18 protein-coding genes and 1 pseudogene are annotated in these 23,580 nt (G+C 44.8%); 7 read left to right on the plus strand and 12 right to left on the minus strand.

Annotated elements, in window-relative coordinates:
* Window positions 1-102: 102 nt before the first annotated feature.
* Together RMY31_RS28340 and coaBC are read left to right on the plus strand one after the other, a co-directional pair.
* A complete protein-coding gene (locus tag RMY31_RS28340; protein ID WP_322657270.1) occupies window positions 103-315 on the plus strand; it encodes a DUF2555 domain-containing protein in 213 nt (70 codons plus the stop codon).
* Between the two features lie 192 nt (window positions 316-507).
* Window positions 508-1,740 carry a bifunctional phosphopantothenoylcysteine decarboxylase/phosphopantothenate--cysteine ligase CoaBC gene (gene coaBC / locus RMY31_RS28345; protein WP_322657271.1) on the plus strand — a complete coding sequence of 411 codons (1,233 nt, stop codon included), beginning with the start codon at window positions 508-510 and terminating at the stop codon, window positions 1,738-1,740.
* Between the two features lie 99 nt (window positions 1,741-1,839).
* On the opposite strand, the gene RMY31_RS28350 is transcribed toward coaBC, so the two are convergent.
* The 5 genes from RMY31_RS28350 to RMY31_RS28370 form a co-directional block, all read right to left on the minus strand.
* The gene (locus RMY31_RS28350) at window positions 1,840-2,124 is read right to left on the minus strand and encodes a hypothetical protein (protein ID WP_322657272.1); all 285 of its coding nucleotides are present in this window, start codon (window positions 2,122-2,124) and stop codon (window positions 1,840-1,842) included.
* 691 nt (window positions 2,125-2,815) lie between these two features.
* Entirely contained in the window at window positions 2,816-3,445 is a 630-nt protein-coding gene (locus RMY31_RS28355; RefSeq protein ID WP_322657273.1) for a beta/gamma crystallin domain-containing protein, read from the minus strand.
* A 986-nt stretch (window positions 3,446-4,431) separates the two neighbouring features.
* Complete coding sequence (locus RMY31_RS28360) at window positions 4,432-5,547, minus strand: HAMP domain-containing sensor histidine kinase (RefSeq protein ID WP_322657274.1); 1,116 nt, start codon at window positions 5,545-5,547, stop codon at window positions 4,432-4,434.
* Between the two features lie 2 nt (window positions 5,548-5,549).
* On the minus strand, window positions 5,550-6,260 hold the full coding sequence (locus RMY31_RS28365) for a response regulator transcription factor (protein WP_322657275.1): 711 nt from the start codon (window positions 6,258-6,260) through the stop codon (window positions 5,550-5,552).
* A gap of 173 nt (window positions 6,261-6,433) precedes the next feature.
* On the minus strand, window positions 6,434-7,144 hold the full coding sequence (locus RMY31_RS28370; protein ID WP_322657276.1) for an NYN domain-containing protein: 711 nt from the start codon (window positions 7,142-7,144) through the stop codon (window positions 6,434-6,436).
* Between the two features lie 1,137 nt (window positions 7,145-8,281).
* Between RMY31_RS28370 and RMY31_RS28375 the strand changes: the two genes are divergently transcribed.
* Window positions 8,282-8,791 (plus strand): fatty acid hydroxylase, encoded by a 510-nt coding sequence (locus RMY31_RS28375; protein WP_322657277.1) that lies wholly within the window; start codon window positions 8,282-8,284, stop codon window positions 8,789-8,791.
* A gap of 287 nt (window positions 8,792-9,078) precedes the next feature.
* On the opposite strand, the gene RMY31_RS28380 is transcribed toward RMY31_RS28375, so the two are convergent.
* Entirely contained in the window at window positions 9,079-9,399 is a 321-nt protein-coding gene (locus RMY31_RS28380) for a hypothetical protein (RefSeq protein WP_322657278.1), read from the minus strand.
* Between the two features lie 404 nt (window positions 9,400-9,803).
* Here RMY31_RS28380 and RMY31_RS28385 point away from each other — a divergent pair, with 404 nt between their 5' ends.
* From RMY31_RS28385 to RMY31_RS28400, 4 genes and pseudogenes are all read left to right on the plus strand, one after another.
* On the plus strand, window positions 9,804-10,937 hold the full coding sequence (locus RMY31_RS28385; RefSeq protein ID WP_322657279.1) for a trypsin-like serine peptidase: 1,134 nt from the start codon (window positions 9,804-9,806) through the stop codon (window positions 10,935-10,937).
* 237 nt (window positions 10,938-11,174) lie between these two features.
* Entirely contained in the window at window positions 11,175-11,423 is a 249-nt protein-coding gene (locus RMY31_RS28390; protein WP_322657280.1) for a hypothetical protein, read from the plus strand.
* A 27-nt stretch (window positions 11,424-11,450) separates the two neighbouring features.
* Window positions 11,451-12,008 (plus strand): annotated as a pseudogene (locus RMY31_RS28395) (chemotaxis protein CheB); the annotation flags it as partial.
* Between the two features lie 57 nt (window positions 12,009-12,065).
* The gene (locus RMY31_RS28400) at window positions 12,066-12,572 is read left to right on the plus strand and encodes a GAF domain-containing protein (RefSeq protein WP_322657410.1); all 507 of its coding nucleotides are present in this window, start codon (window positions 12,066-12,068) and stop codon (window positions 12,570-12,572) included.
* On the opposite strand, the gene RMY31_RS28405 is transcribed toward RMY31_RS28400, so the two are convergent.
* From RMY31_RS28405 to RMY31_RS28430, 6 genes are all read right to left on the minus strand, one after another.
* On the minus strand, window positions 12,573-17,657 hold the full coding sequence (locus tag RMY31_RS28405) for an ATP-binding protein (RefSeq protein ID WP_409878671.1): 5,085 nt from the start codon (window positions 17,655-17,657) through the stop codon (window positions 12,573-12,575).
* Between the two features lie 179 nt (window positions 17,658-17,836).
* Window positions 17,837-17,977 (minus strand): hypothetical protein, encoded by a 141-nt coding sequence (locus RMY31_RS28410; protein WP_322657283.1) that lies wholly within the window; start codon window positions 17,975-17,977, stop codon window positions 17,837-17,839.
* A gap of 479 nt (window positions 17,978-18,456) precedes the next feature.
* Complete coding sequence (locus tag RMY31_RS28415; protein ID WP_322657284.1) at window positions 18,457-21,555, minus strand: ATP-binding protein; 3,099 nt, start codon at window positions 21,553-21,555, stop codon at window positions 18,457-18,459.
* A 149-nt stretch (window positions 21,556-21,704) separates the two neighbouring features.
* Window positions 21,705-22,727 carry a response regulator gene (locus tag RMY31_RS28420; RefSeq protein ID WP_322657285.1) on the minus strand — a complete coding sequence of 341 codons (1,023 nt, stop codon included), beginning with the start codon at window positions 22,725-22,727 and terminating at the stop codon, window positions 21,705-21,707.
* Window positions 22,728-23,109: 382 nt separating this feature from the next.
* Window positions 23,110-23,307 (minus strand): hypothetical protein, encoded by a 198-nt coding sequence (locus tag RMY31_RS28425; RefSeq protein WP_322657286.1) that lies wholly within the window; start codon window positions 23,305-23,307, stop codon window positions 23,110-23,112.
* A 16-nt stretch (window positions 23,308-23,323) separates the two neighbouring features.
* Window positions 23,324-23,512 carry a hypothetical protein gene (locus RMY31_RS28430; protein ID WP_322657287.1) on the minus strand — a complete coding sequence of 63 codons (189 nt, stop codon included), beginning with the start codon at window positions 23,510-23,512 and terminating at the stop codon, window positions 23,324-23,326.
* Window positions 23,513-23,580: the final 68 nt, after the last annotated feature.

A 23,580-nucleotide genomic window follows, 5' to 3' on the forward strand; every position in this document is an offset into this window, starting at 1 on the left:
GAAATCCATGCACTCGAATGAGTAATATAGATTGGGTGGCTGCGCCAAGCGCAACTTAACCCATGCTGGGTGCGAATGCTGCATAAGGGAGGGGCAAGCATTATGAAAACTCTAAGCATTTCCAAGAAAGAAATTGCTGCCATGACCGCGGCAGAGGTGGAAGAGCTGGCTAATCGTCTGGAACTTGATAATTACAGCAATGCTTTTGAGGGTTTAAATGATTGGCATCTATTGCGAGCGATCGCGTTTCAGCGCCCGGAGTTAGTTGAACCCTATATCTACCTCTTAGATTTAGAACCCTACGACGAAGCATAGTTAGGAGTTGGGAGTAGAGACGCGATTATACTCTTACGAGAAGCCGCTCTTACGAGCGTCTACGCGTCTGTGCAAGAGTTAGGACGCGATTATTCTCTTACGAGAAGCCACTTTTACGAGTTTATACGCGTCTGTGCAAGGGTTAGGAGTTAAAATTCCTAACTCCTAACTACTCACTCAAAACTTTTTGTCATGCCTAATTCCCAATCCAAAAGCGAAAATCTCAAGAATAGGGTTCTTATTGCTGTGGGCGGCGGTATCGCCGCCTACAAAGTTTGTGAGGTGGTTTCAACTTTATTTAAAGCTGGGGTGGAAATCCGAGTCATTCTCACCCGTTCAGCACAAGAATTTATCACGCCTCTGACTTTAGCAACCCTATCTCGTCATTCTGCTTACACAGACGATGATTTCTGGCAACCAACTCACTCGCGTCCGCTGCATATTGAGTTGGGTGAATGGGCAGATGTGTTCGTAATTGCTCCTTTAACTGCTAATACATTGGCAAAGTTAGCTTACGGCATGGCTGACAATTTGCTCACAAATACTGTACTGGCTTCTACTTGTCCTATACTTTTAGCACCAGCCATGAATACAGATATGTGGGAACAACTGGCGGTGCAGCGAAACTGGCATCAGCTACTGACAGACAGCAGATACCACGGAATGAGTACAGCATCAGGGTTACTAGCGTGCGATCGCGTTGGTGCTGGTAGGATGGCAGAACCAAGAGAGATTGTAACTCATATCCAATCGCTGTTACACACTGGAGGGAAGCGAGATTTAGCAGGTAAACGGGTGTTAATTAGTGCTGGGGGAACGCGAGAGTATCTTGACCCAGTTCGGTTTATTGGCAATCCTTCCACAGGTAAAATGGGATTGGCTTTAGCCCAAGCTGCACTTCACCGGGGTGCAAGCGTTACCTTAGTGCATGGCCCAGCAAATTGGGATGTACCATTAGGAGTGCAAGTGATTTCCGTAATTAGTGCAGACCAAATGCAGCAGGTAATGTTGGAATACTTACCTAATGCTGATGTAATTGTTATGTCAGCCGCAGTAGCAGATGTAAAGCCCAGAGATTATAGTACGGAAAAATTACCTAAGCGATCGCTTCCCCAAGCCTTACCCTTAGAACCCGTACCGGATATCGTTGCCCAACTCGCACAACTCAAACAACCACATCAACGTTTAATTGGGTTTGCCGCACAAACAGGCGATATAGTCATACCAGCTCTAGAAAAGTTGCAGAATAAAAAGTTGGATGTTATTGTTGCTAATCCTATCGATCGACCTGATAGTGGTTTTGGCAGTGACAACAATCAAGCAATATTTTTAGATTGGCAAGGGCATAAGGTAGAAATCGCACCTTGTACTAAATTGCAAATGGCACATCATTTATTTGATTTTGTCATATCTGGAGAAATTTGAGTAATACTAAATGGGGAAAGGCAATATTATTTATGAAACCAGAGCGTAAACTTTTCACATAAGAAGAGAATAAACCGCGATCGCTAGCAAAATATATTGCTAATACAGATAAGTCAGATAATATGAAACACTAAAAGCAAACATAGTTAAAATGATGGGAATCACATTACTAAACTCTAGTTTGCGTTTCTTAAATATTTCTAATAAAGACATTGGAATAGTCAAAGGCCAAAAGATAGTTGTGATTACAAACATCACAAAAGATAAAAACTTTTCTTCTGGAGAAGAGCTAGGATGTCGCAGAGAAAATCTTAGCCAGTTGCTGAAGAAATAACAGGATATCAGTACATAACTAATAATTAAAGTTAATTGTATCTGATTCATTGTCAATACTCCTTCAGATATTTGACGACTCATTCAAAATAAACCAAATGAAGTTATTACACAACTGGCTTGATAGCAATCTATATACCTGATTCATGGAAAGTTTGGAAATTCTCTTTAAGGCTAGGGGATAGCGAACGAAGCTCGTTCTGACTACACCCGACACTTCATACCGTCCGACTTTCCACAGTATGTAGAAAAGTCAGATTTAAGATTGCCATATCAATACGATAAATATTATGCGAAGTCAGAAAACACATAAATCAGTAATTATACTGTTCGTGTAGGTTACTGAATGAGTCACTAAAACATTCATACCTGAGACCGAGACAAAATCATGGGATATTTTTTCCGAAGTCCCAACGCGATGGTTTTGTCTTAATTTTGCGCCATTTGGTTATTGGATTCTACCCGATTTTGATCTGCGTCCTCTTGGCGAGGTTGATTAGCACGTTTTGTCTGATGCGGGCTGGGTTTTTGATGCGTATACTGTAGTTTGTCATCAGATATCCACTGTCCATTATGAGGTCAGGGTTTGAGACGCGCTAACCCTGATTCATAAAAGAGTCAAAATCAAATAAAATTAGAAAACTCCTGGTGCTGTAACACAAGGAGTTTAAAACCTGATATATGGGAAAAAGTAGAACCTCGTTGTTTTACAACAGGGTTTTACTTTTCAGGATTAAATTCTCTAATTCCCAAGCCATATAAAGTCGAATTTTCCTGGAGCAGTTTGCTCAAATTTAAATCCTGGCGGTTGAGTTTCATTTTGGTACGTAAGTTCAGCTTCATGTGTGTTGTTATTCCACTTTATGTACACAGTGCCTGTAGACAAATAATCGTAGTTTGGCTCTTCTAAGCGTAAATAAACGCCAGTTGTTAGAGGCGGGAAATTTGGCTTATCTGTTGGTAAAGTACCTATAATACGATATTCATCATTCCCATCATTTGTACGGTCTGTTGATTCTCCGACCTGATCGGTCTGACATTTCAAAGACAAAGCTTTCCCGGCTTTAGATTGATCAATTAATCGAAATGCCACCACCGAATTAGTCGTGTTAACAACCTGAAATTTAGAAAGACCTTTTATATCAGAAAGGTCTGGGTTATCTGTTTCCCACTCTCGATATACCCCAGTCCCATCACAATGCTGCCAGGCGAGAACTTTAACGAGTTCTCCAATTTTAACGGACAAAAATTTATCATTAAGTTCTGAGTTTCCATCGTCACAAGGTGCTGCATATTCTTGATCTATTTCATATGAATGAGAAACACCTTGATAGTTTTTTTGTTCAAAAAAGATTGCCCCACTATTAGACATAGTATTTACTCCATTGTGAAAAAATGAAGGACTCTGACTATATATGCAGGTTATTACTTTCATTTTTGCTGCATACTTTATTGAAAGTATGCTTAAGTAATTTATCTGTAAATTAGATAAATCACAGCTTTTATGTGATGAAAATCACCTATTTGTACTGTGATAGCATAAATTATTACAAGCTAAGATTCTTGAGATTGAGATTGAGGTAAATATTCTTCTCAATCACATTCTGTTTAAGAAAAAGATGCTTGCTATTGTTGTTGGAAGGAAATATTTGCAATTGGACTCTTGAAATAATAGTGCGCGTTCGGCAAATAATACGGCTTGATTAAGACTAAAACTGAGTTAGCTAAATATTATTGTGGAGATACAGTCGTAAAGAATGTAACTCAAAAAAACTCATTGATATCTCTTAAGTAGGAGGAGCAATCGCAGTTTCCCTCAGACATACAGAAGCTGCGATAGCTTACCCCGCCTCCATAATGACCTGGAAGCGGCTTACTTTTACTATTTGGATTCCTAGGCAAGTGAAAGCTCTAGGAGGAGCAGGGCTGGGAAGAGGAGGGGCGACAGGGATGAGTTATTGATTAGCGTTTAGTCTTGGGAATGATTCTGAGGGAACAGGTAAGCGATCGCAGCCCAACCAGATACAGTGATTAAACTAACCAAAAATGTAGCTATAACAAAAGTAGACATACGATAGCTAGGTACTAGGTATTGGATATCGAGGAAGTTCAAGGACAAAGGGGAAAGAAATCCTTTTTCCCTTTGCCTTTTTTAGTCCCCAGTCCCCCTTCGGGTGACGTTCGCAAGCTACGCTATGGCAACTTCTCTCCGCAGCGCTGTCTCACCAGTCCCTTTCAAACTAGCAATTGGATATGACGCAAATGCAACCGACTTGTGACAATTGTTTGTATATAAACAGAGGTGTAAGGGACAATAGGTTTTTATTTGCCCTACATCCTTATCCCCCAGACCCTTAATTAAGCCAAAGGCAAGAAAAAACGAAACTTACTGCCAATTCCCATCTCGCTTTTTACCTGAATCTGACCGCCTTGCAACTCAACCAAACGGCGGGATATAGTTAAACCAATACCAGTTCCTCCAGAATAGCGATCGCGCGATTGATCCGCTCGCCAAAAACGCTCAAACACATTTGGCAGATCTTTCGGGGCAATGCCAATGCCTGTATCGGCAACTTCAATCCAGAGTTTAGATGCTTCACTCCAAGCACGGATAGTAATTGTCCCTTTAGTGGTGTAACGCACTGCATTACCAAGCAAGTTGACTAGCACCTGTTCTGTACGGTCAATATCTGCCAATACCAGCGGCAATTGTAATGGAAATTCTGTACGCAGAACGGGGCCATCTTCCAACAGCTGGTCGGTAAATTTCTCTACTAACGACTCTAATAAGGGATACAAATTCACTGGCTGTATATTAATAGGCAAATAACCAGCTTCTGCTTTGGAAAGTTCTTGCAAATCGTTTACCAAACGTTCTAAGCGCCTAGTTTCCTTTGCTAGCCGTTGATAAATTTCAGGAGATGGTTCAATTTCTCCGTCAGCTAGTTCCTCTAGGTAACCGCGCACAACTGTCAGTGGTGTCCGCAGTTCATGAGTCATGTCTCCAATCAGTTCCCGCCGCCGTGCCTCTACTCCTTCTAAACTGGCTGCCATGCGATTAAAACTAGCACCCAATCGATTCAGTTCTGGAATATCAGACAGCGGTAATCGCGCTTCCAAATGACCGGCAGCAAACTTTTGTGTAATTTGTTCCATCTCGGTCAACCGCTGCATAATCCGTTTGGATACCCAGTAACTCAATCCTCCCGCTGCGGTAGTACCGACTATAACTGACCAAAGCGTGCTGCGTTGCCAAGCAATTTCAAAACCCTGAACTAATTCAGTACGAATATTGATTAATCTCAACCCCCTACTTTCTAACCTTTCCAAGTGCAGCACAAAAAAGCGGGGAGAAGAAACTTTGCTAATAATGACAAGACTAATTAATCCTACTATCATCACCACTAAGTGGGATAAAAATAGGCGTGATGCCAAAGGCAAGGACTTTGTCCAACGCCAGCTCGTTTTCGTCATAGTTACACTACGGGGGAGTCTTCAAATTTATAGCCCACCCCAACAACGGTTTTAATAAAAGCGGGATTAGCAGGGTCAGGCTCAATTTTTTTTCTTAATCGAGCGACATGAGTATCCACTACCCGTTCATCGCCAAAAAAATTATCACCCCAAAGTTTATCAATGAGCTGAGTCCGGTTCCAAACTCGACCAGGATTGCTGACAAAAGTGCTTAACAAGTTAAATTCTAGGGTAGTCAAGTCTAAAATTTCTGGTTCTTGGGAATCCATTTGACGACTGGCAGTACGTTGCTCTACATCCACGATAAAGTGTTGGGTACGATTTACCTGATGTTGTCCGCCTTGGCGGAGGCTACGCCGCAATAGCGCCCGTACCCTAGCAACCAACTCTCTAGGACTGAAGGGTTTAACCATGTAGTCATCAGCACCAGTAGATAAACCAATCACGCGATCGATTTCCTCGCCCTTAGCTGTGAGCATCAAGATATAGGGGTCTTTTACACCAGGTTTCTGGCGAATTCTGGCACAAACTTCCAATCCATCCAACCCAGGAATCATTAAATCTAGGATGATTAAATCTGGTGGTTGCTCCTGAAACATCCGCAAGGCATTGACACCATCGCGGCTAACGCGACAGAAAAATCCTTCTTTTTCTAAAGAATGTTGGATTAATTGAGCAATTTCTGATTCATCCTCAACAATTAAAATATCCATCGCGATCGGGATTTAAATAAACGCAGAGTTATTTCCTGGCTTGTCATTCTACTCTATAAAAGAAGGCAGAGGGTCAGGAGAAGAGGAAGACGCGAGGACGCGGGGACACGCGGACGCAGAAAAAGAACTCACCGTGTCTCCCTTGTCCCCGCTTCCCCCTTCACGATGGGGATCTAAACGTTGGAATTAGACAGCGCCCGATAATTGTAGCCTGGATGGGAATCCTTTTGGATGTGATGCTTGATGCTATCAATGTCAAGGAAGTAGTCTGCAACATCAATTAAGCTGTCGCTGGTCATTGTTCGCAGACTTACAACTTCAACCCTAGCTCCTTTACTGGTGACAGCATCAACAGCATAAGTTAAATCTCCATCTCCACTGACTAAGACCGCAGTGTCATAGTAGGGAGTTAAGGTAATCATATCGACAGCAATTTCTACATTCAAATTCGGTTTTTTGGAATTATCTGCTAGCTGGACTTCTTTGGTAACTACACGATAACCATTGCGACGCATCCAAAATAGAAAACCCTGTTGTTTTTCGTTGGGGCGTGGACGCATAGGAGTTTGCCGCGAGACATCAACAGTAGTGTAGAAGAAAGCCCGCAACAGCCTCGAACCAGCTGTTAAACGACAAAGCAATTTCAGATAGTCGATTTCAATGCCTAGTTGCAAAGCCGCATGAAATAAGTTTACACCATCAATAAAAATAGCCACCCGACCACGATTTAAGTCATTGACAATGGAACTTTCAGCCCTAGGCTCTTTTTTTTTGGGAGCTTCACATTTGATACCATTTTTTATCAGGATTTTCTCTGACAAAGGTGTTTCTTCTTCAAGGCGTTTATATGCGTTTTTTGCCTTGGTGAAAGTGGTGATATTCATTGACTCCTCTGGATTTTAAATCTGGAAGGGCTTTTGGGCGAATTAGCAATTATTCAACTGTGCTGATTTCTCAGCTCAGCAGTAAATGGTATGCAGCCACTTGCTGCAAATACACTCAAATCGTGTTAATTGGGCAGATTCCAAAGTTAACGCCCCAGAGGTTTGAACTCTTGTCAGGGCTGGTTTTACGAGATATTCCCTTTGCCTACAGATATACTGCTCTTTAACTACCCCTACAGCACGTTAACTGGCTACAGAATGCCAGCACTTGGGTACAGGCAGCTTATTGCCAAGTTAGGGGTAGAGTGAGCCATCGGCATCTATTTGTATTGTACATCTATAATGTGAAAATCCTTCATTTAAGGCTTTCTTTGTATATTGTTATGTTGATATTTCATGGCAAAAATTGTTAATATGGTTTTGATATATAAATAAATTTGTTAATTATTTTTTAATAAAAAAAAGTAGAAAAACTATCAAAAAATATCCAATTTGTAGTGGTTGCAATAGGGAAGCTTAAAAAAAAGGGATTTTATGGGAAAAGATCGCCGCGTTCGCCTGCATCTGAGTCTAGAAAAATGTCAAAGCCTAGAAGCGATCGCCTGCTGAATTTGTAAAGTATTTCAGTAAAATACATCACATATTTTTGTATCCATAATTCACGACATATCCTGAATTTTCTTGTTGGTAAAGCTGACTGGGAAACAACTTTACCAACAGTCGAGAGCCATGATTAGCTTAGTTTCTAACATTATAGATTGAGTCACAAATGCAATTGGTTTGGACTGAATAATATTGCATCAAACCTTAACCTAAATTTGTACTATTTTTAACTCAATCTTTGCTTATGCCATATGCCTTAGTAAGAAGATTGTGAGGTGAATATGGTAAAGTACGGTAAGTCTATCGAGATTTTGATGTATAAAGTTCGTCAACCTAGAGCCAGAAGCCAGATTAAAAGCACTCACAAGTTGCTATTCCCTACATTCAGGAGCGTAGATTCATGAAACTGCAACCTCCTAAATTATTCTGAGCTGAACTAGCTGCTGGCAAAGTAGAAAAATTAATTATCTACGTCCACAGCATGATATCTGCATTTTTTCTTTGATGTTTTCTGACTGAACGTGAGGATGATAAATGCTTGAGGCTATCGCTGTTGCTTGGCTATTACTATTTTTTGGTGATTTATTGTCTACTTTTTGTTACCACGTACCCGAGCATGTTTTTGGTAGCCTCCATCTAAAAACGCACCACTCTTGGAAGAAGGATTTCCGCCACTACGCTATTTTGACATTTAATCCCCAAGTTCTTTTAGATGGTATCTTGGGAGCCTTACCTTATCTACTGATGGCAGTAATTCTGTGGCCTTTCTCTCCTATCGGCGTTATTTTTGGACTACTGCTTGGTCAGTTTCATGTATGGTGGAGACACATCAGTGTTTTAGGTTGGCAAACTCCAAAACTTGTTAATGTTTTGTGCCAAGTTCTATTCATCACTACTCCTGAGAGGCACTGGTTACATCATCACAAGACTAATCTCGGTTTCGGTGATATTTTCACATTCTTTGAGCAACCAGCACAAATTTGGCTGCGCTGGCTAAGGCTGCTAAGACTTCATCTGCGTTACTCTCGCATCTCACTGGGGTAAGCAGCATTTGTAAAAGTTTTAACTAAATACTTTTTGAATTTACTCATAGAATTAGCGATCGCTGCTTTTATGAGTAAATTATCTATGCTAATTTATGACTCATACTGCATTAGTATTGGTTGGCAGCTACAACACACTTGCAAGTCTGATTGCAGACTTTGTTGATGCAGGTATCGAAACATTGATACTGCAATTCAATTCCTTTGCCTAAGAAATAACTCGTTTTGACCAAGAAGTTATGTTTTGCGTCTAACAGTTACAAAAAGTGTAGGTAAATTCTATCAAAGCTACTGTTGTATTGGTTGTATTGACTCTATGGGTGCAGAACCAGCACCACTATTTATAGGACTTGAAGGTTGCTTAATATCTAATGGCGAGCTGGAGTTAGGAGTGTCAGTAACCGTAGGCATCAATGGCTTGGCATTTCGCATTCTTTCTGGTGTCCAATAATCTTGTATTTGCTCATTTGTTTGAGTGGTATTTTCCTTTTGAAGGTTATTATCCTGTGTCTCCATATCTACTGATTCTCCTCTAGCAATATAGGAAGTCAATAATATTCCTGCGAGGCTGGCAATTGCTAAAGTTGACATCCATTTTTTTATGCTCATATTTCCTCTCTTGTAATGAAACTACGAACTAGGATTTTTTAGAGCTAGAAACTATGCGATCGTGTCAGAGGAACTGATAGCGAACATATTGTGTTAATTATTACTATCTTTTTAGCATTTCATTTTGCTTATGCTCCTTCATCTTTATTTTACATCTTCTCAAGTTAAGGCATAAGGTTGTGTTCTCTATGTTGTTCAACAGCCATGCGTTTTGCCATGAATTTTGGGATTTTACACCAAAAATGTCTTTTATTAGTAATTACCCCAAAGTTCTTGAGTTAAATAAAATTAACCAAGTAACACTAAAATCTTATAATAACTTCATCATAAATTCATATAAAAACCTACATACTGACTGAAATTAACTGTATAAAGCTACTCGCTGTCAGGAGCGAATTTACTATATGCACAAGTCTATTGCTGTGTTCAACATCTCTGTGTTGGCTACTTCTTTAGCCATCTCGCAAACACCTGTATTTGCACAACAGGCAGAACTATCAACACCGTATCTAGTTAAAGAAGCTCCTAGTGTGAGTCCTAACAGTACGCAAAATGTTTGGACTTCTGAGAGGCTGAGAAACGCTAAACCTCTACCTTTACCCATATCGTATAACGGTGTTGTTACAGGACAAACAACTCAAGTTACAGGCAAACCGCAAGCAGGTCGTGGGGCAAAACCAACAGTCAAAGTCTCTGTTAATCAGGAGCCTCTATTTACGCCTAATAACCTTGAAGTTCAAAGCGACCAAGTTCAGCCTAACAACGTTGGTACTCAAAATGCCCGTTTTACGAGTTCTCGACTAGTTCCTCTATCGGCTGATTTGTCTTATCCGTATGTAGCCTCAGGAAAAATTTTCTTTTCCAAACCTGGTGGGGGTGATTTTATATGTTCTGGGGCTGTCATCAGACCAAGACTTATCTTGACAGCAGGTCATTGCGTTCACAGTGGAAGTGGAGGAAATAATGGTTTCTACACTAACTTCCTCTTTGTTCCTGCTTATAGAGATGGTGCTGCCCCATATAGACAGTGGTCTTGGAGTCGCGTTATTACAACAAGCACTTGGAGTACTGGTGGTGGTGCAGTTCCTAATGCTGCCGACTATGCAATTCTCGAAGTCTCAGACCAATCATTTAGCGGAGTAACTCGCAAAATAGGTGATATTGTTGGCTACTTCGGATACAAAACTCTCGATCTTCTGCCTAATCACGCTACGTTGCTGGGATATCCAGGTAATCTGGACAGTGCTCAAAAAATGCATCAAGTGACAGCAGGAAGTTATGGTAGTGGAGGCAATAACACAGTCTTGTATGGTTCTGACATGAGAGGCGGTTCTAGTGGAGGGCCTTGGGTGCAGAATTTTGGTGTTGTTGCTAGCGGACAAGTCGATGGTTCGGATAAAACTCCCAACCAAATCGTTGGTGTTACCTCATATGGCCCCACTGCTGTTGGGCCACTTTACCAAGGCAGTTCGATTCTCGATAGTCGATTCACCACTATCTTAAACACCGCCTGCGCTTGGAAAGCTGGCAACTGTTAATCTAAGTTAGTTCGACGGGTGCTATATTGACCTCTTCCCCAGCCCTCCTACAAAAAGAGGAAGGTAAAAAGGTGGTTTTTCAGTTGTTCCCTCTCGGCCTTTTGGGAGAAGTGGGTTGGAGAACTCCTCAAAGCCGAGTTACACCAAATCGGGATAGGTGGTATTATTTCTAGATGGATAGACTACGCTTGTATTAATACTTAGAGTATTTATGCTTTAGATATCCTTGCTTCTCTAATGTTTAAAACTATTGATGGTTTGGAGAAACAACAAGTACGACTGTCAGAGCAGCAGTTCGATCAAAGAATCAGGTGGTGTGTGCAAGAAGTCTATTTGGATCGGGAGGAAGCTCGACAGGCTAGGGAGGAAGCTAGAAAGATTACGAAGATGACTCAGCACACTAAGGAGAAAGCTCGACAGGCTACGGAGGAAGCTCGACAGGCCAGGGAGAGAACCCAGCGAGCTAAGGCAAAGCTCTGTCTTTAGTCAAACAATTAGCACACCGTACTAGGGATGCATAAAGACAGAGATCGTAAGAAATCTAAAATTGCGATTGTAGCGATCGCGGCCTCGGCTGGTGGAGTTACAGCGATTCGCAAGGTTCTCTCAGGATTGCCTGCTACCTTTCCCGCTCCGATTCTCTGCCTACAACACCTCAGTCCTTCCGACACTAGCGTTTTAGCACAAGTGCTACAGTTACAAACGGCTCTTTCAGTACGCTAGGCACATCAGGGCGAACAACTCATGGCGGGAGTAGTGTATGTGTGTCCACCCGGCCATTACTTTGTTGTTTGTGCCAACGGTACAATCTCTCTACCACGGCAAGAAACCAAACATGGCTGGCTGCAAGGAGTAAATCATTTTTTTGAGTCGTTGGCCGCAAATTATGCAGAGCGGGCTGTAGTAATTGTGTTGAGTGGCATGGGCAAAGGCGGCGCAGAGGGTGTGCGTGCTGTGTCTCAACAGCATGGCGTTGTGCTTGTCCAGGATAAAGCTAGCTCTGTAGCTTATGGAATGCCGGAGGCTGCTATAGCGACTGGTTGTGTAGACCAAGTTCTACCACGTGAGGCGATCGCTCCATTATTGGTGAGCTTGGTATGTGAGGGACATCCTTTATCCGAAGCGCAAGTGAGCAACACAACATCATCTCTTAGCACTCGTTTGTCGATATCGCCCACGCTTCAGGACGCGTTGGATAGCGTACTTAATAGGGCGATCGCCATACACCGAACCGACATGGGCTACATTCATCTGTTCGAGCCAAAGACAAGTTCCCTCGTAATCGCCACCCAACGCGGCTTCAGATCGGACTTTGTTAATTTCTTTGGGACGATTCGTATAGATGACGACTATTCAACCTGCGCCAGGGCTATGCGTGCCGGAGAGTCTGCGATCGTCGAAGATATAGAGGTCGATTCCCTATACAAGCCTCATCGGGCGATCGCTGCGTTAGCCGGATATCGGGCAGTCCAATCCACGCCGCTAACCAGTCGCAGAGGAACCTTGGTCGGCGTATTGTCCACTCATTTCCGTCAGCCTCGCCAATTTTTACCGTGGGAGATGAACCTCTTTGATATGCTCGCTCGTCATGCTGCCAATCTGATTGAACTTTTTCAAACAGATAATGTTCGATAATCAATTACGAATTATTAATGGTAACTTGACAATAAAAGTTGCACCCTGCCCGACTCCTGGACTTTGGGCGTGAATAGTACCACCGTGGAGTTCTACGAGGTTACGGGCGATCGCAAGTCCTAACCCCAGTCCTTTTTTTACACCATCTGCTTGACGGAAAGTATCAAAAATATAGGGTAAAAATTCGGCGCTGATACCGCAGCCTGTGTCACTTAAAATAATCTGGGCTTGATTTTCATAAGTTTGCAGACTAACTGCAATTCTTCCGCCATTATGAGTAAATTTAACAGCATTAGTCAGTAAATTTAAGACAATTTGTTGTAAACGCTCTGGATCGCCTTGAACTATTCTTGGTAATGGATCGAGCGTACACTCTAAGCAGATGTCTTTAGTTGTACAACTTTGATGCACGCTGGCGATCGCAGCTTCAATCACTCCTTGCAGTTGTACTGGCTCTTGATTTAAGCAAATTTTCCCCGCAGTAATCCGCGAGATGTCGAGCAAATCTTCAACCAGTTTGGCTTGCAGAGTGGCATTGCGTTCAATCGTTTCCATAGATTTCATCAGCATGGCTTGATTAGACGGGCTGCTACGGAGTAACCGCGTCCAACCAAGAATAGCGACTAGGGGGGTATTTAGTTCGTGAGAAACTGTTGATAGTATCTCATCCTTCCTCCGGTTAATTGTTCTTTCCTGGCGAAGAGTTTCTGAGCGCAAGTGTGCCATTTGCAGATAGGCATTTACACGGGTGACGAGTTCGCTGGCAGAAAAGGGTTTAATTAGGTAATCGTCAGCCCCAGCAAGAAGTCCTTCAATTACAGACTCTTCTCCAGCACGGGCAGAAAGCAGAATTATTGGTACTTCTTTTGTCCGTACATCAGCCCGCAATGCTTTCAATAATTCAAAGCCGTCTAACCCTGGCATCATCACATCAGAAAGAACCAGATCCGGCACTCTTTCATTAGCCGCCGCCAGTGCAGTAGCCCCATCTGCAAACGCTTCTACTGTGACGTGTCCGCTTAATATCCGCGTCAGATAATCGCGCATATCGGCGTTGTCATCGACTATGAGGATATGGGCTGGGGAATCTGGGGGAGAAGTTCTAATTTCTGAGTTCCCCAAAATGGTTTCTGAGTTCCCCGAAATGGTTTCTGAGTTCTCCAAAATGGTTTCTGAGTTCCCCAAAATGGTTTTTGAGTCTGCCTCCCCAACTTTCCCTGCTTCTCTTCCCCCTACGCTCTCTTGTGGCAACCACCGCTCTGCCTCCTGAACATAAGGCACAGTGCCTAATGCAGTTGATGTCTGGGTGCGTGTTGCTGTGATATGATCGCCTACAACTCGATGTAGGCGACGTGCGCTATCGCGCCCCGCTTCGCTAACGCTTGGCAAGTGGGCTGTGCCCAATGCAATTGTGACGGTGAAGCAGCTTCCTACTCCCACCGTGCTGCTAACACCTATAGTTCCACCATGCAGTCGAATTAACTCCTGCACCAAAGCTAGACCAATACCAGACCCTTCATGAGTTCTGGCTTTTGTACTTCGCACTTGATAAAATCTCTCAAACAGATGGGGCAATTCTTCAGGTGCAATGCCCGTGCCTGTGTCTTCTACCTGTAACGTTACACGATCGCCATCAGCAAGATACAGCCTGACGGCAATTTCACCTTCTAAGGTAAACTTAAAGGCGTTGGAGAGCAAATTAAGAACTATTTTCTCCCACATTTCCCGGTCTACGTATACAGGCTCACTCATCGGTGGGCAATCGACCACTAGCCGCAGCCCTGCCCGTTCAATGGCGGAACGAAATACACTGGCTAACTCAGTTGTGTACAGTGCCAAGTCAGTCGGTTCATAGATTGCTTCCATGCGTCCAGCTTCGATGCGGGAGAAGTCGAGCAGGGTATTAACCAGTTTCAGCAGGCGCAAGCTGTTGCGATGGGCGAGTTCTAGCCGTTCGCGTTGTGAAGAAGTTGGGGGATTGACGGAATCGCTCAAGGCATCTTGCAAAGGAGCGAGTAACAGCGTTAGCGGGGTACGAAATTCATGGCTGACATTGCTGAAGAAAAGGGTTTTGGCGCGATCGAGTTCTGCCAGACTCTCTGCGCGTTGGCGTTCTTCTTCGCGGGCTGATTGTTCTCGAACCCTTTGCAGTTCCGATTCCCGCATGGCTTCTTCGGCGCGGGCGCGTTCGACCCGTGCCCAGATGCGATCAGTGATTTCGCGCAGCAAATCAACTTCGTCGTCGCGCCACTCTCGTGGTTTGCTGTCAGAGATGGGAAGCATAAACCGCCACTCGCCATTACGCATCAGCGGAACGACGATAAACGAACCGATACCGAGCGCGGCGTAATTTTCTGCGTTGACGCGCCGATCCGTTTGCGTGTCGTTGACGACGAACGGCTCACCAGCCTGAATTTGTTCTTCCGAAAAGAAATCCTCAGTCCGGTAAGTTCCCTTGAGCGAAATCGCGTCGTCCACTTTCCAGCCGTGAGCGACTGTTGCGGTTTCAAGGTCTTTGGTAAATTCGCCAAATACGCATTGCGCCGCCCCGAAATACCGCGCGATTTTTTCGCCGAGGCGGTTCATCGTTTCGGCGATGTCCTCTAGCCCGACCAGCTCATCGGTAATTTCCGCGAGCATCGCCTGGTTTTGTTCGCGGCGTTTGCGATCGGTGATGTCGTTGAACACGATCGCCAGTTGTTTGTTTTGGGGATCGCCGTATGGATACGCCGCTATTCGGAAGTACCGTCCGACATCGGCTTGCTGAATTTCAAACTCGATCGGTTCGCCTGTTGCCAAAACCGTTTCATAGTTTGTGAGAATCTCAGCTTCTAGATTCGGCGAAAAATCATGGGCGGTTTTGCCGATTGCTTGCGTCAGTCCGCTCTGGATTTCAAATGCCGAATTTACTTCGAGAAAACGGTAGTCGAATGGCTGTCCGTCGTCATACAGCATTTCGATGATGCAGAAGCCATCGTTGACATTCTCGAATAGCGATCGATATTTCGCTTCCGATTGGCGCAAGGACTCTTCGGTGCGGGCGCGTTCGACCGCCTCCTGATTCTGCGAGATGATAATTGCGGCGGCTCTGGTCAGCACGGCGGCGAACTCATAGTCGCGCGGTGTTGCTTCGCGCGGGTGTCTGAAATACATTGCGAATGTGCCGACGACCTTTCCTTCTGTCGTCTCAATCGGAAACGACCAAACGCCGCGGTATTCATGCTGTTCAGCCAGCCACAGCCAATCTTTCCATCGCGGGTCTTCGGTTACGTCGGGAGTGATAACCGACTGACCCGTATAGAAGGCTAAATCGCACGCCAGCGAGTCCGCACTGATTTTGAAGCCGTCCACACACTCGGCGTAAGGTTTGGACATTCCGACAACGTGGCGCAACTCGCTTCCAGTCTCATCGGCAATGTAAAAGGCGCATCTGACATCAATGCTTGATTGCTCGACGGCGGTACGGACAAGCACGCCGAGCGATGCTTCGAGGGTTGCGCCTTTGACGGCAGCTTGAAACGCTTCCTTTTGCCCCGCCAGCCAAGCCTCGCTTTCGCACAGGGCTTCTTGGGCTTGCCGCTGCTCAATCAGGTCGGCGGCTTGGCGGGCGAGTAAATCGAGAAACCGCAGTTCGCGATCGCTCGGTTGGTGGGGTTCGCGCCAATGAGTGGAAAACATGCCGACGAGGCGACCGCTACGCGAAAGCAGCGGTGTAGACTGCACGGCTTTGATACCAGAAAGGCGGTAAGCATCGAGATCCTCTGTACCAGCCATAAAATCGCTCTTTTCCACATCTGGCACGATCGCGCGCTCGCCCCGCAACGCCACGCCGCAAGTACTACCTGAATCAAGGCGCACCCACTCCCAAAATGCTGCCGATGCTGGGTTAAATCCCTTCCACGTCAGTAGCTGAAGCTCGTTTCTTGCAGGGTCAAGTATTTGGATACTGCCCATATCCGATCGCATTAAAGCGATCGCCGCATCAACAATCTGCTCGTAAAGGGCATTGATGTTTTCTGACTGAATCAACTGACTGCTGATGTGCTGTAACTGCTTTGTATCAGCCAGCTCTTGCGCCAGTTTCGCCTCGTTGTCACGCAAAGCTGCTTCCGCTTGTTTGCGATCGGTAATGTCATAAGAAACGGCAAGCGCTGCATAGACTTCGCCTTTTGCAGAATAAAGCGGCGTTCCCCGTGAGACGTAAGCGCGATCGTGTGCATTGTGTTCGTGTTCAAACAACTCACCAGCAAGAGCTTGACGATAAAACCCTTCGTAATACGCAGCTAATTCGGGCGGAAGTACCTCGAAAATCGTCTTACCGACAAAATCTTCTCTTTTGAATCCGGCTGCTCCCAAAGCTTCTCCTTCAGCGAGCAGGTAGCGGAGATTGCGATCGACGACAAACACAGCCCCACCCGGCAAATTCTCAATCAGAGCAAGCGATCGTTCTTCTGAGAGCTTGCGCTCAACAATTTCCGCTTCTAAAGTAGCATTGACAGCCAGCAATTCTTGAGTTTGTCGCTGATTGAGTAAGAGGGCGGCAGCCGTAAAATCTGCCAAACTCGTCATCACCCGCACGTCTTCACTGTCAAAATGCCTTTGCTCATCGTGGGACATAATCCAGATCGTGCCGAGGGCGTGATTCTCCGCAATCAGCGGTAGCACCAAGCCTTCGACAACTGGGGTTTTCGCTTCCTGAAAATAGGTGAAATACCGTTCAGGATGAGAAAAAAGCACAGGCGTACCGCGCTCCAAGCAAACTCCACAGGGGCTAAAGTTGCGGGGTGTACTGCCGCCTACGTACTGTGCTAACGTTCCTGCTAATACATTCCAGCGAAAGATTTCTTCCCCTGTAGGAGTTGTCTCTAGTAAACTGACTCCAGCGGTTCCTGCAATCCACAATTCTAGTGCCATGTCAACTAGACTCTGAAGCATCGTTTCAGGCTGATTTATCAACTGCCGCGCCAATGCGTGCAATGCCTGATTTTCTTTTAGTAAGTTTGCCGGACGAGGGTTTCGACGGGACAACTCCTCGGTGATGAGAATATCTTCTAGCGTAACTGTTTCTCTTTGAGGTCGTTGCATGGCACTTATAGCTCTGGCTAATTTTGCAAGAATTTTATTCGCTAGCTATTGAAACGATTTGAATTTTTATAACTCGATGCATCGGTTTTGTAGTTTTTTCAGTGGTGACAAAGCCCCTTGGGGCGGGGTGTGGGGTGTAGGGGAAGAGATAGACAATTTTAAGGCTCAAGATATCCGCCTCATCGTTCTGCGAGTTCTTCTGTGAGAAGTTTCATCCCGTTGGCGATCGCGCGTTGGCGAATTTCCCATAGCTTCTTACCGAGGGGAGTTTGCGGAACAAACTCCGGCTCTGGTTTTAAGGATTGTGCAAATTGAAGCACTTTATCTTACGATTCAGGAGAGAGTTCGCGCCAATATTCAAGTAATTGTTCTTCTTTACTCATAATTAAGCGTCTTCGTAAGTAGATTTTACCTTTAGAGGATGTTTGAAAAGTCCTTTTGTTGGTAGCAAAATGTTTTAGATCCCCCTAAATCCACGCCACTTGCTTCAAGTCGGGGAACCCGCCCAATGCAGTGGCTCCCCTTAAAAAGGGGGACTTGAAGAATTTCCCCTCTTTTCAAGGGGGGTTAGGGGGGATCAAAACGCTGTTAGGCAACTTTATAACACTTGTGTGTACACCGTAGCCTTAAAAGGGGGGCTAGGGGGGATCGACAAGTGCCTAAAATCACAGCGAACCACTTTTCAAACAACCTCTAATAACTTCACGCCTTCCTTGTAGCAACTTCTGTCTTGCCTGTAGCAACTTCTGCCTTCACGTTTCCGTGTTTCGCGCAGCCTGTAGCAACTTCTGCCTTCACGTTATTGGAAACAGACTTGTGTTATGGCATCTTCTTTTAAAGGTAGTTTGACTGTAAAAGTTGTGCCTCGTCCAATTCCGTCACTTACAGCCTCAATTGTACCGTCGTGAAGTTCTACAAGTTGACGAGCGATCGCCAGCCCCAATCCTAAACCCCCTGGTAAGTGACGGCTTGGAACTTCCTCCTGAGTAAAGCGATCGAAGACATGGGGAAGAAAATCAGCACTAATACCGATACCATTGTCGCTGACTTGGATAATAGCCCAAGAGTCAACAGCATCAAGCCGCACTTCGATATTTCCTCCTTTTGGCGTAAATTTAATAGCGTTATGCAGCAATTTGGAGAAAACTTGCTGCAAACGGATTAAATCCCCGCAAACGCAAATATCTTTTTCTAGAGACGTTACATGTAACGTCTCTACAATTTGAATTGTTTTAGCCTGAGCATCGCTGAACATTGTCTGAATCACTTCACCAACAGTAGAGGTGAGATTGACTGGCTCGCGATCTATGTGGACTTTACCTGAGAGAATAGTTGAAATATTCAGCAGATCCTCAATCAGCATTGCCTGGTTGTTAGCGTTACGCTCAATGGTATCTAGAGCGCGTAAAGCACTAGACCGATCCAATTGATTTGAACGTAGTAAGCGAGTCCAGCCCAGGATAGCAACTAAGGGAGCGTGAAGTTCGTGGGTAACAGTTGCTAAAAACTCATCCTTGAGGCGATTGGTGGATAATTCCTGACGCAGACGCGCCATTTGTAGGTGAGAATCTATGCGAGCGATTAATTCCTGGGCAGAAAAAGGCTTGATTAGGTAGTCGTCTGCTCCTGCTTGCAAACCCTCAATTGCTGCTTCTTCTCCTGCACGAGCCGATAGCAGGATGATGGGTAAGCCTTTTGTCTTGGGATCGGCACGCAATGCCCTTAGCAATTGAAAACCGTCCACCTCTGGCATCATCACATCGGTGAGTACCAAATCTGGTAGTTGCAATGAGATAGCGGTTAGTGCATCTGCTCCATTCTTCACAGCTTCTACCTGCCATTGCTCCTGTAGTAGACGTTTTAGATAGTCGCGCATATCCGCATTATCATCTACAAGGAGTATATGAGTAGAGGAAGACGCAAAGACATTGAGACGCGGTGAGAAGTTGCGTGCGGGGGTTCCCCCCGTTGAGCAAACTTCGGAGGACACGGAGAGAGAATAATTCCCCGCGTCCCCGCGTCCCTGCGTCCCCGTGTCCTTTTCCAGGAGCCATTGCTGTGCTTCCTGGACGTAAGGAACAGCAAGTGATGTTGATGCCAGTGTCGGTTTGGCACTAATTTGCTCAGATGGCAAGTGTGATGAGCCTGTGGGCAGGGTTACTCTAAATGTCGTTCCCACATCCACTACACTCTCCACGCTGACAGTACCGCTATGTAGGTGAATTAGTTCAGCCACCAAGGCTAACCCAATACCCGACCCTTCATGACTCCTTGCCTGCACCCCTCGTATACGGTGAAAGCGTTCAAAAATTTGGGGTAACTCTTCGTCAGTAATGCCTGTGCCTGTATCCTGTATTTTTAGCTCTACTTTGTCATTTATTTGGTGTAATGAAATGGCAATCTCACCAGTGAAGGTGAACTTAAACGCATTGGAGATTAAGTTAAGAACTATTTTCTCCCACATTTCCCGGTCTACATACACCAGGTTGCTTAAGGGCTGACAATCCACAATTAATTGCAGTCCTGCTGTTTCAATAGCCGAACGGAAAACTGATGCGAGATCGGCCGTGAATGCTGCTAAGTCGGTTGGCTCATAGACTGCTTGTATCCTGCCTGACTCAATCCGGGAGAAGTCCAACAGGGTATTTACCAGTTTCAGCAGTCTCATCGCGTTACGTTGAGCGATCGCCAGCTGTTCGCGCTGCTGCGGCAAAAGCTGACCGTGTTCTCCAGCAAGCACATCTTCCAGTGGATTAATCAGCAAAGTTAGCGGTGTGCGAAATTCATGGCTGACGTTGCTAAAAAAAGCAGTCTTTGCCCGATCTAACTCTGCTAATGCCTCAACCCGTTTGCGTTCTTCCTCATAGGTGTGGGCATTGGCGATCGCCATCGTCACCTGTCCCTCAACCAGGTCAAAGAAGCCCTGGTAATCATCATCGAGTGGTCTTAAAGGACTAATCCCAACAATGAGAACCCCCAAAATTTCTTGTCCAGGTTGCTGAAGCGGTAGTGCGATCGCCCGCTTTGGTGAAGTAGACCACGCACCGCACCGAAGCAATCCAAATCGCTCTACTAAATCCTCAATGACTAAGCTTTTACCAGTTGCTAAAACAGAGTTGAGTGACCAGCAATCAGCCGATGGTACTAAAGACAGCTCAATTGTCTTGGGGCTGGCAAGCGTTCCAACTGCTAAACCTGTTGTACTCACGAGTTGGGCTTTTTGGCTGGCGCGTTCTAGTAGATAAATCAGAGCAAAGGGGATGTCGTGAGGGTTGTTTGCTAACACGCTGGTGGAAATGTTGCAAGTCTCGTCTACGGTCTTAGCTTTTGCCGTCTCTGCACCTAATTCACGCAATGTCCGCAAGCGACGGTCGTCTAATACTCGCCTAGTGTCTTCAGTGCAGGCGCAAAAGACACCCTCGACTCCACCATCGTCATTGCTAATCGGACTGTAAGAAAAGGTAAAGTATGTTTCTTCCGGATAGCCGTTGCGCTCCATAATTTCAAGTAATTCTTCATTCCATGACGGCTTACCAAGATTCATCACGTCCTCAGCTAGCGGCCCAACTAGATGCCAAACATCCGTCCAGATATCACGAGCGGGTTGACCCAAAGCTTCAGGATGCCGCTTACCCAAGACAGGAATATAAGCGTCGTTGTAGAAGTTGAGTAGTTCCTGTCCCCACCACACAAACATCGGGTAGCGAGAACCTAAGATAATGCGAATCGAAGTTTTTAAACTTTGTGCCCAGTTTTCAACTGGGCCAAGTATGCTTTTTGACCAGTCGTGCGTTCGCGAAGCGTCTCCGAAGGAGTCTCGCATCAACTCGCCCATCTCGCCACCGCCTGCAAACACATCAGTGATGGCGGCTTTCTTGCCTCCAGTTAAGCTGTCCATATTTCCTGGGAAGGATATCTACTAAAATTCCTAATTTTTCAGCTAAGAAAATTCTAGACTGTTACTGAATTGATAATTAGAAGGCAGGAGTAGCTATTATTTCTCTTCATCTTTGTATCCCCGTGTCCTCCCTCTTCCCCAGTTCTCTTTCAAGCTCGTCCAGAAAGCCGTGCCACCATTGCAATTAACTCCGTTGGCTCAGCCAGTTTATGCAAATGCGATTGAAAACCTGCTTTTAATGCTTTTGCTCGGTCTTCTGCAAGATAAGCAGTCAAGGCAGCAGTAGGAATTTGCCATCCTTTCTCTGCTTCTAGTGCCTTGATTTTGCGAATCAAAGCATACCCATCCTCATCGGGCATCCTGATATCACTAATTATCACATCGGGGCGCGATCGCTCCAACTCAGATAGCGCCTCTGTGACTGAAGCAACCGTTGTCACTATAACCCCATGTTGCATTAGCACTGCTGTAATCAACTCGCGAGTATCGGCTTCATCATCTACGAATAGTACGCGCAAGCCATCCAGCCCATTGGGTTGTTCCATAGGTGCTATCAACCTTGGCATCTGCCCAGGTGCTGCTAATTGCTTGTACTTAGTAATATCATGCAGGCATATCTGTAACGCACCTAAAGCTCCCGAAGTTTCTCGGCCAGGTTTCACCAAAAGTAAAGCATCAAAAGCTTGTCTGTCACGGGGACAGATAGAGACTTCCAATTCTTGCACAGACTTGATATTGAGTGATTCCTTCAGTTTTGCAAGAAACAATAAATGTTCTTCTTGAGATACAAAATTAATTAATGATTTGCCAATTAGCAAACTGGGCAATACATTTAATAATGCAGCAGCAGTGTAGTTTATTTCGAGAATTATTCCATCAGCATTTGTTACCAAATAACCGTTAGGTGCAAATTTGAATAAATCATAATAAACCTTACGTTCTGCTATGATACTTTCATTTTGTTGCAGCAGTTCTTCTTCAAGAACTTTCATCACTTCTAAACTAGCCTGCATTTCTTCTTTGAGAAATTCCAGGTTTTCTATAGAAGCGGTGAGAGTTTTCAACGCTGCGATCGCTTGTGGCTGCATTGGCGACTGCATTATGTAGCTTGAGAGTGCCTCTATCTGCTGCCGTATTTTTTCAAAACTATAGTTTAATTCTTCTTGGTTCACAACTAACTCCCTTTTCTAATACTTTAGGCATAAATAAATAAGTATAAATAAATATAATATGGACTATCATTGCGAGGAACCTAGGCACTTCTGTGGCTTTCCGCAGAATAGCAATCCCAGTCATTGCGATTAGCTTCGTCGTTCCTCCTCTCTAGGAGACGCTACGCGAACGCAATGACATATTACATTTAATTATGCCTGTCTAGTTACTCAATTAATAAAGTATTTTAATTATCTTGATTTTTATCTCTATTGAGAATTTCAAATTTTTTCGGAATGCTACTGCTACATGAAAGGTAGGGATGGTATAAATAAACCGAGGTCGGCTGCCTTGTTGTTTTAATATCGCTCAAAGTTGCTTCCAGCGCGTCTACATCCATTCCTAACTCATCCACAGGAATAGGATTAACTTAGCGCCAGCCTGGACGAATTTGGTAACTACCCCCAGGAAGGTTGGCCCTTCCACAATTACCAAGTCACCTGGTTCGATAAACACATCTGGTAGTAAGCCCTGGATTTGGGCGGAACCGTAGCCAGTAAGGATGCGATCGCGATCGCTTGCAATCCCTTGAGCCTGCAAACGAGAGATAATCTGCTCATACAGTAGCGGTGCGGGTGGGCCGTAGTTCAGGGCAGTCTAAGTCTGCGTGGGGAAAGAGATTGGGATCGGCTAGACCGTAGGCAAAGCTAACAGTGATAATCTTGGTTAACTCTGTGCCATAAGTCGATGGTGCGATCTCTTTTGCTCGTTGAGCAAACAAATCAGCAATTTGGTAAACAGGCATCGGTGATGGTGCGATCGGGCAATTATGCTTAATTATCTAGGAAAATGTATTGCAGCGATTAGTCACTT

Origin of the sequence: Dendronalium sp. ChiSLP03b, from assembly GCF_034531165.2 — a bacterium.
GTDB classification, from domain to species: Bacteria; Cyanobacteriota; Cyanobacteriia; order Cyanobacteriales; family Nostocaceae; genus Dendronalium; species Dendronalium minutum.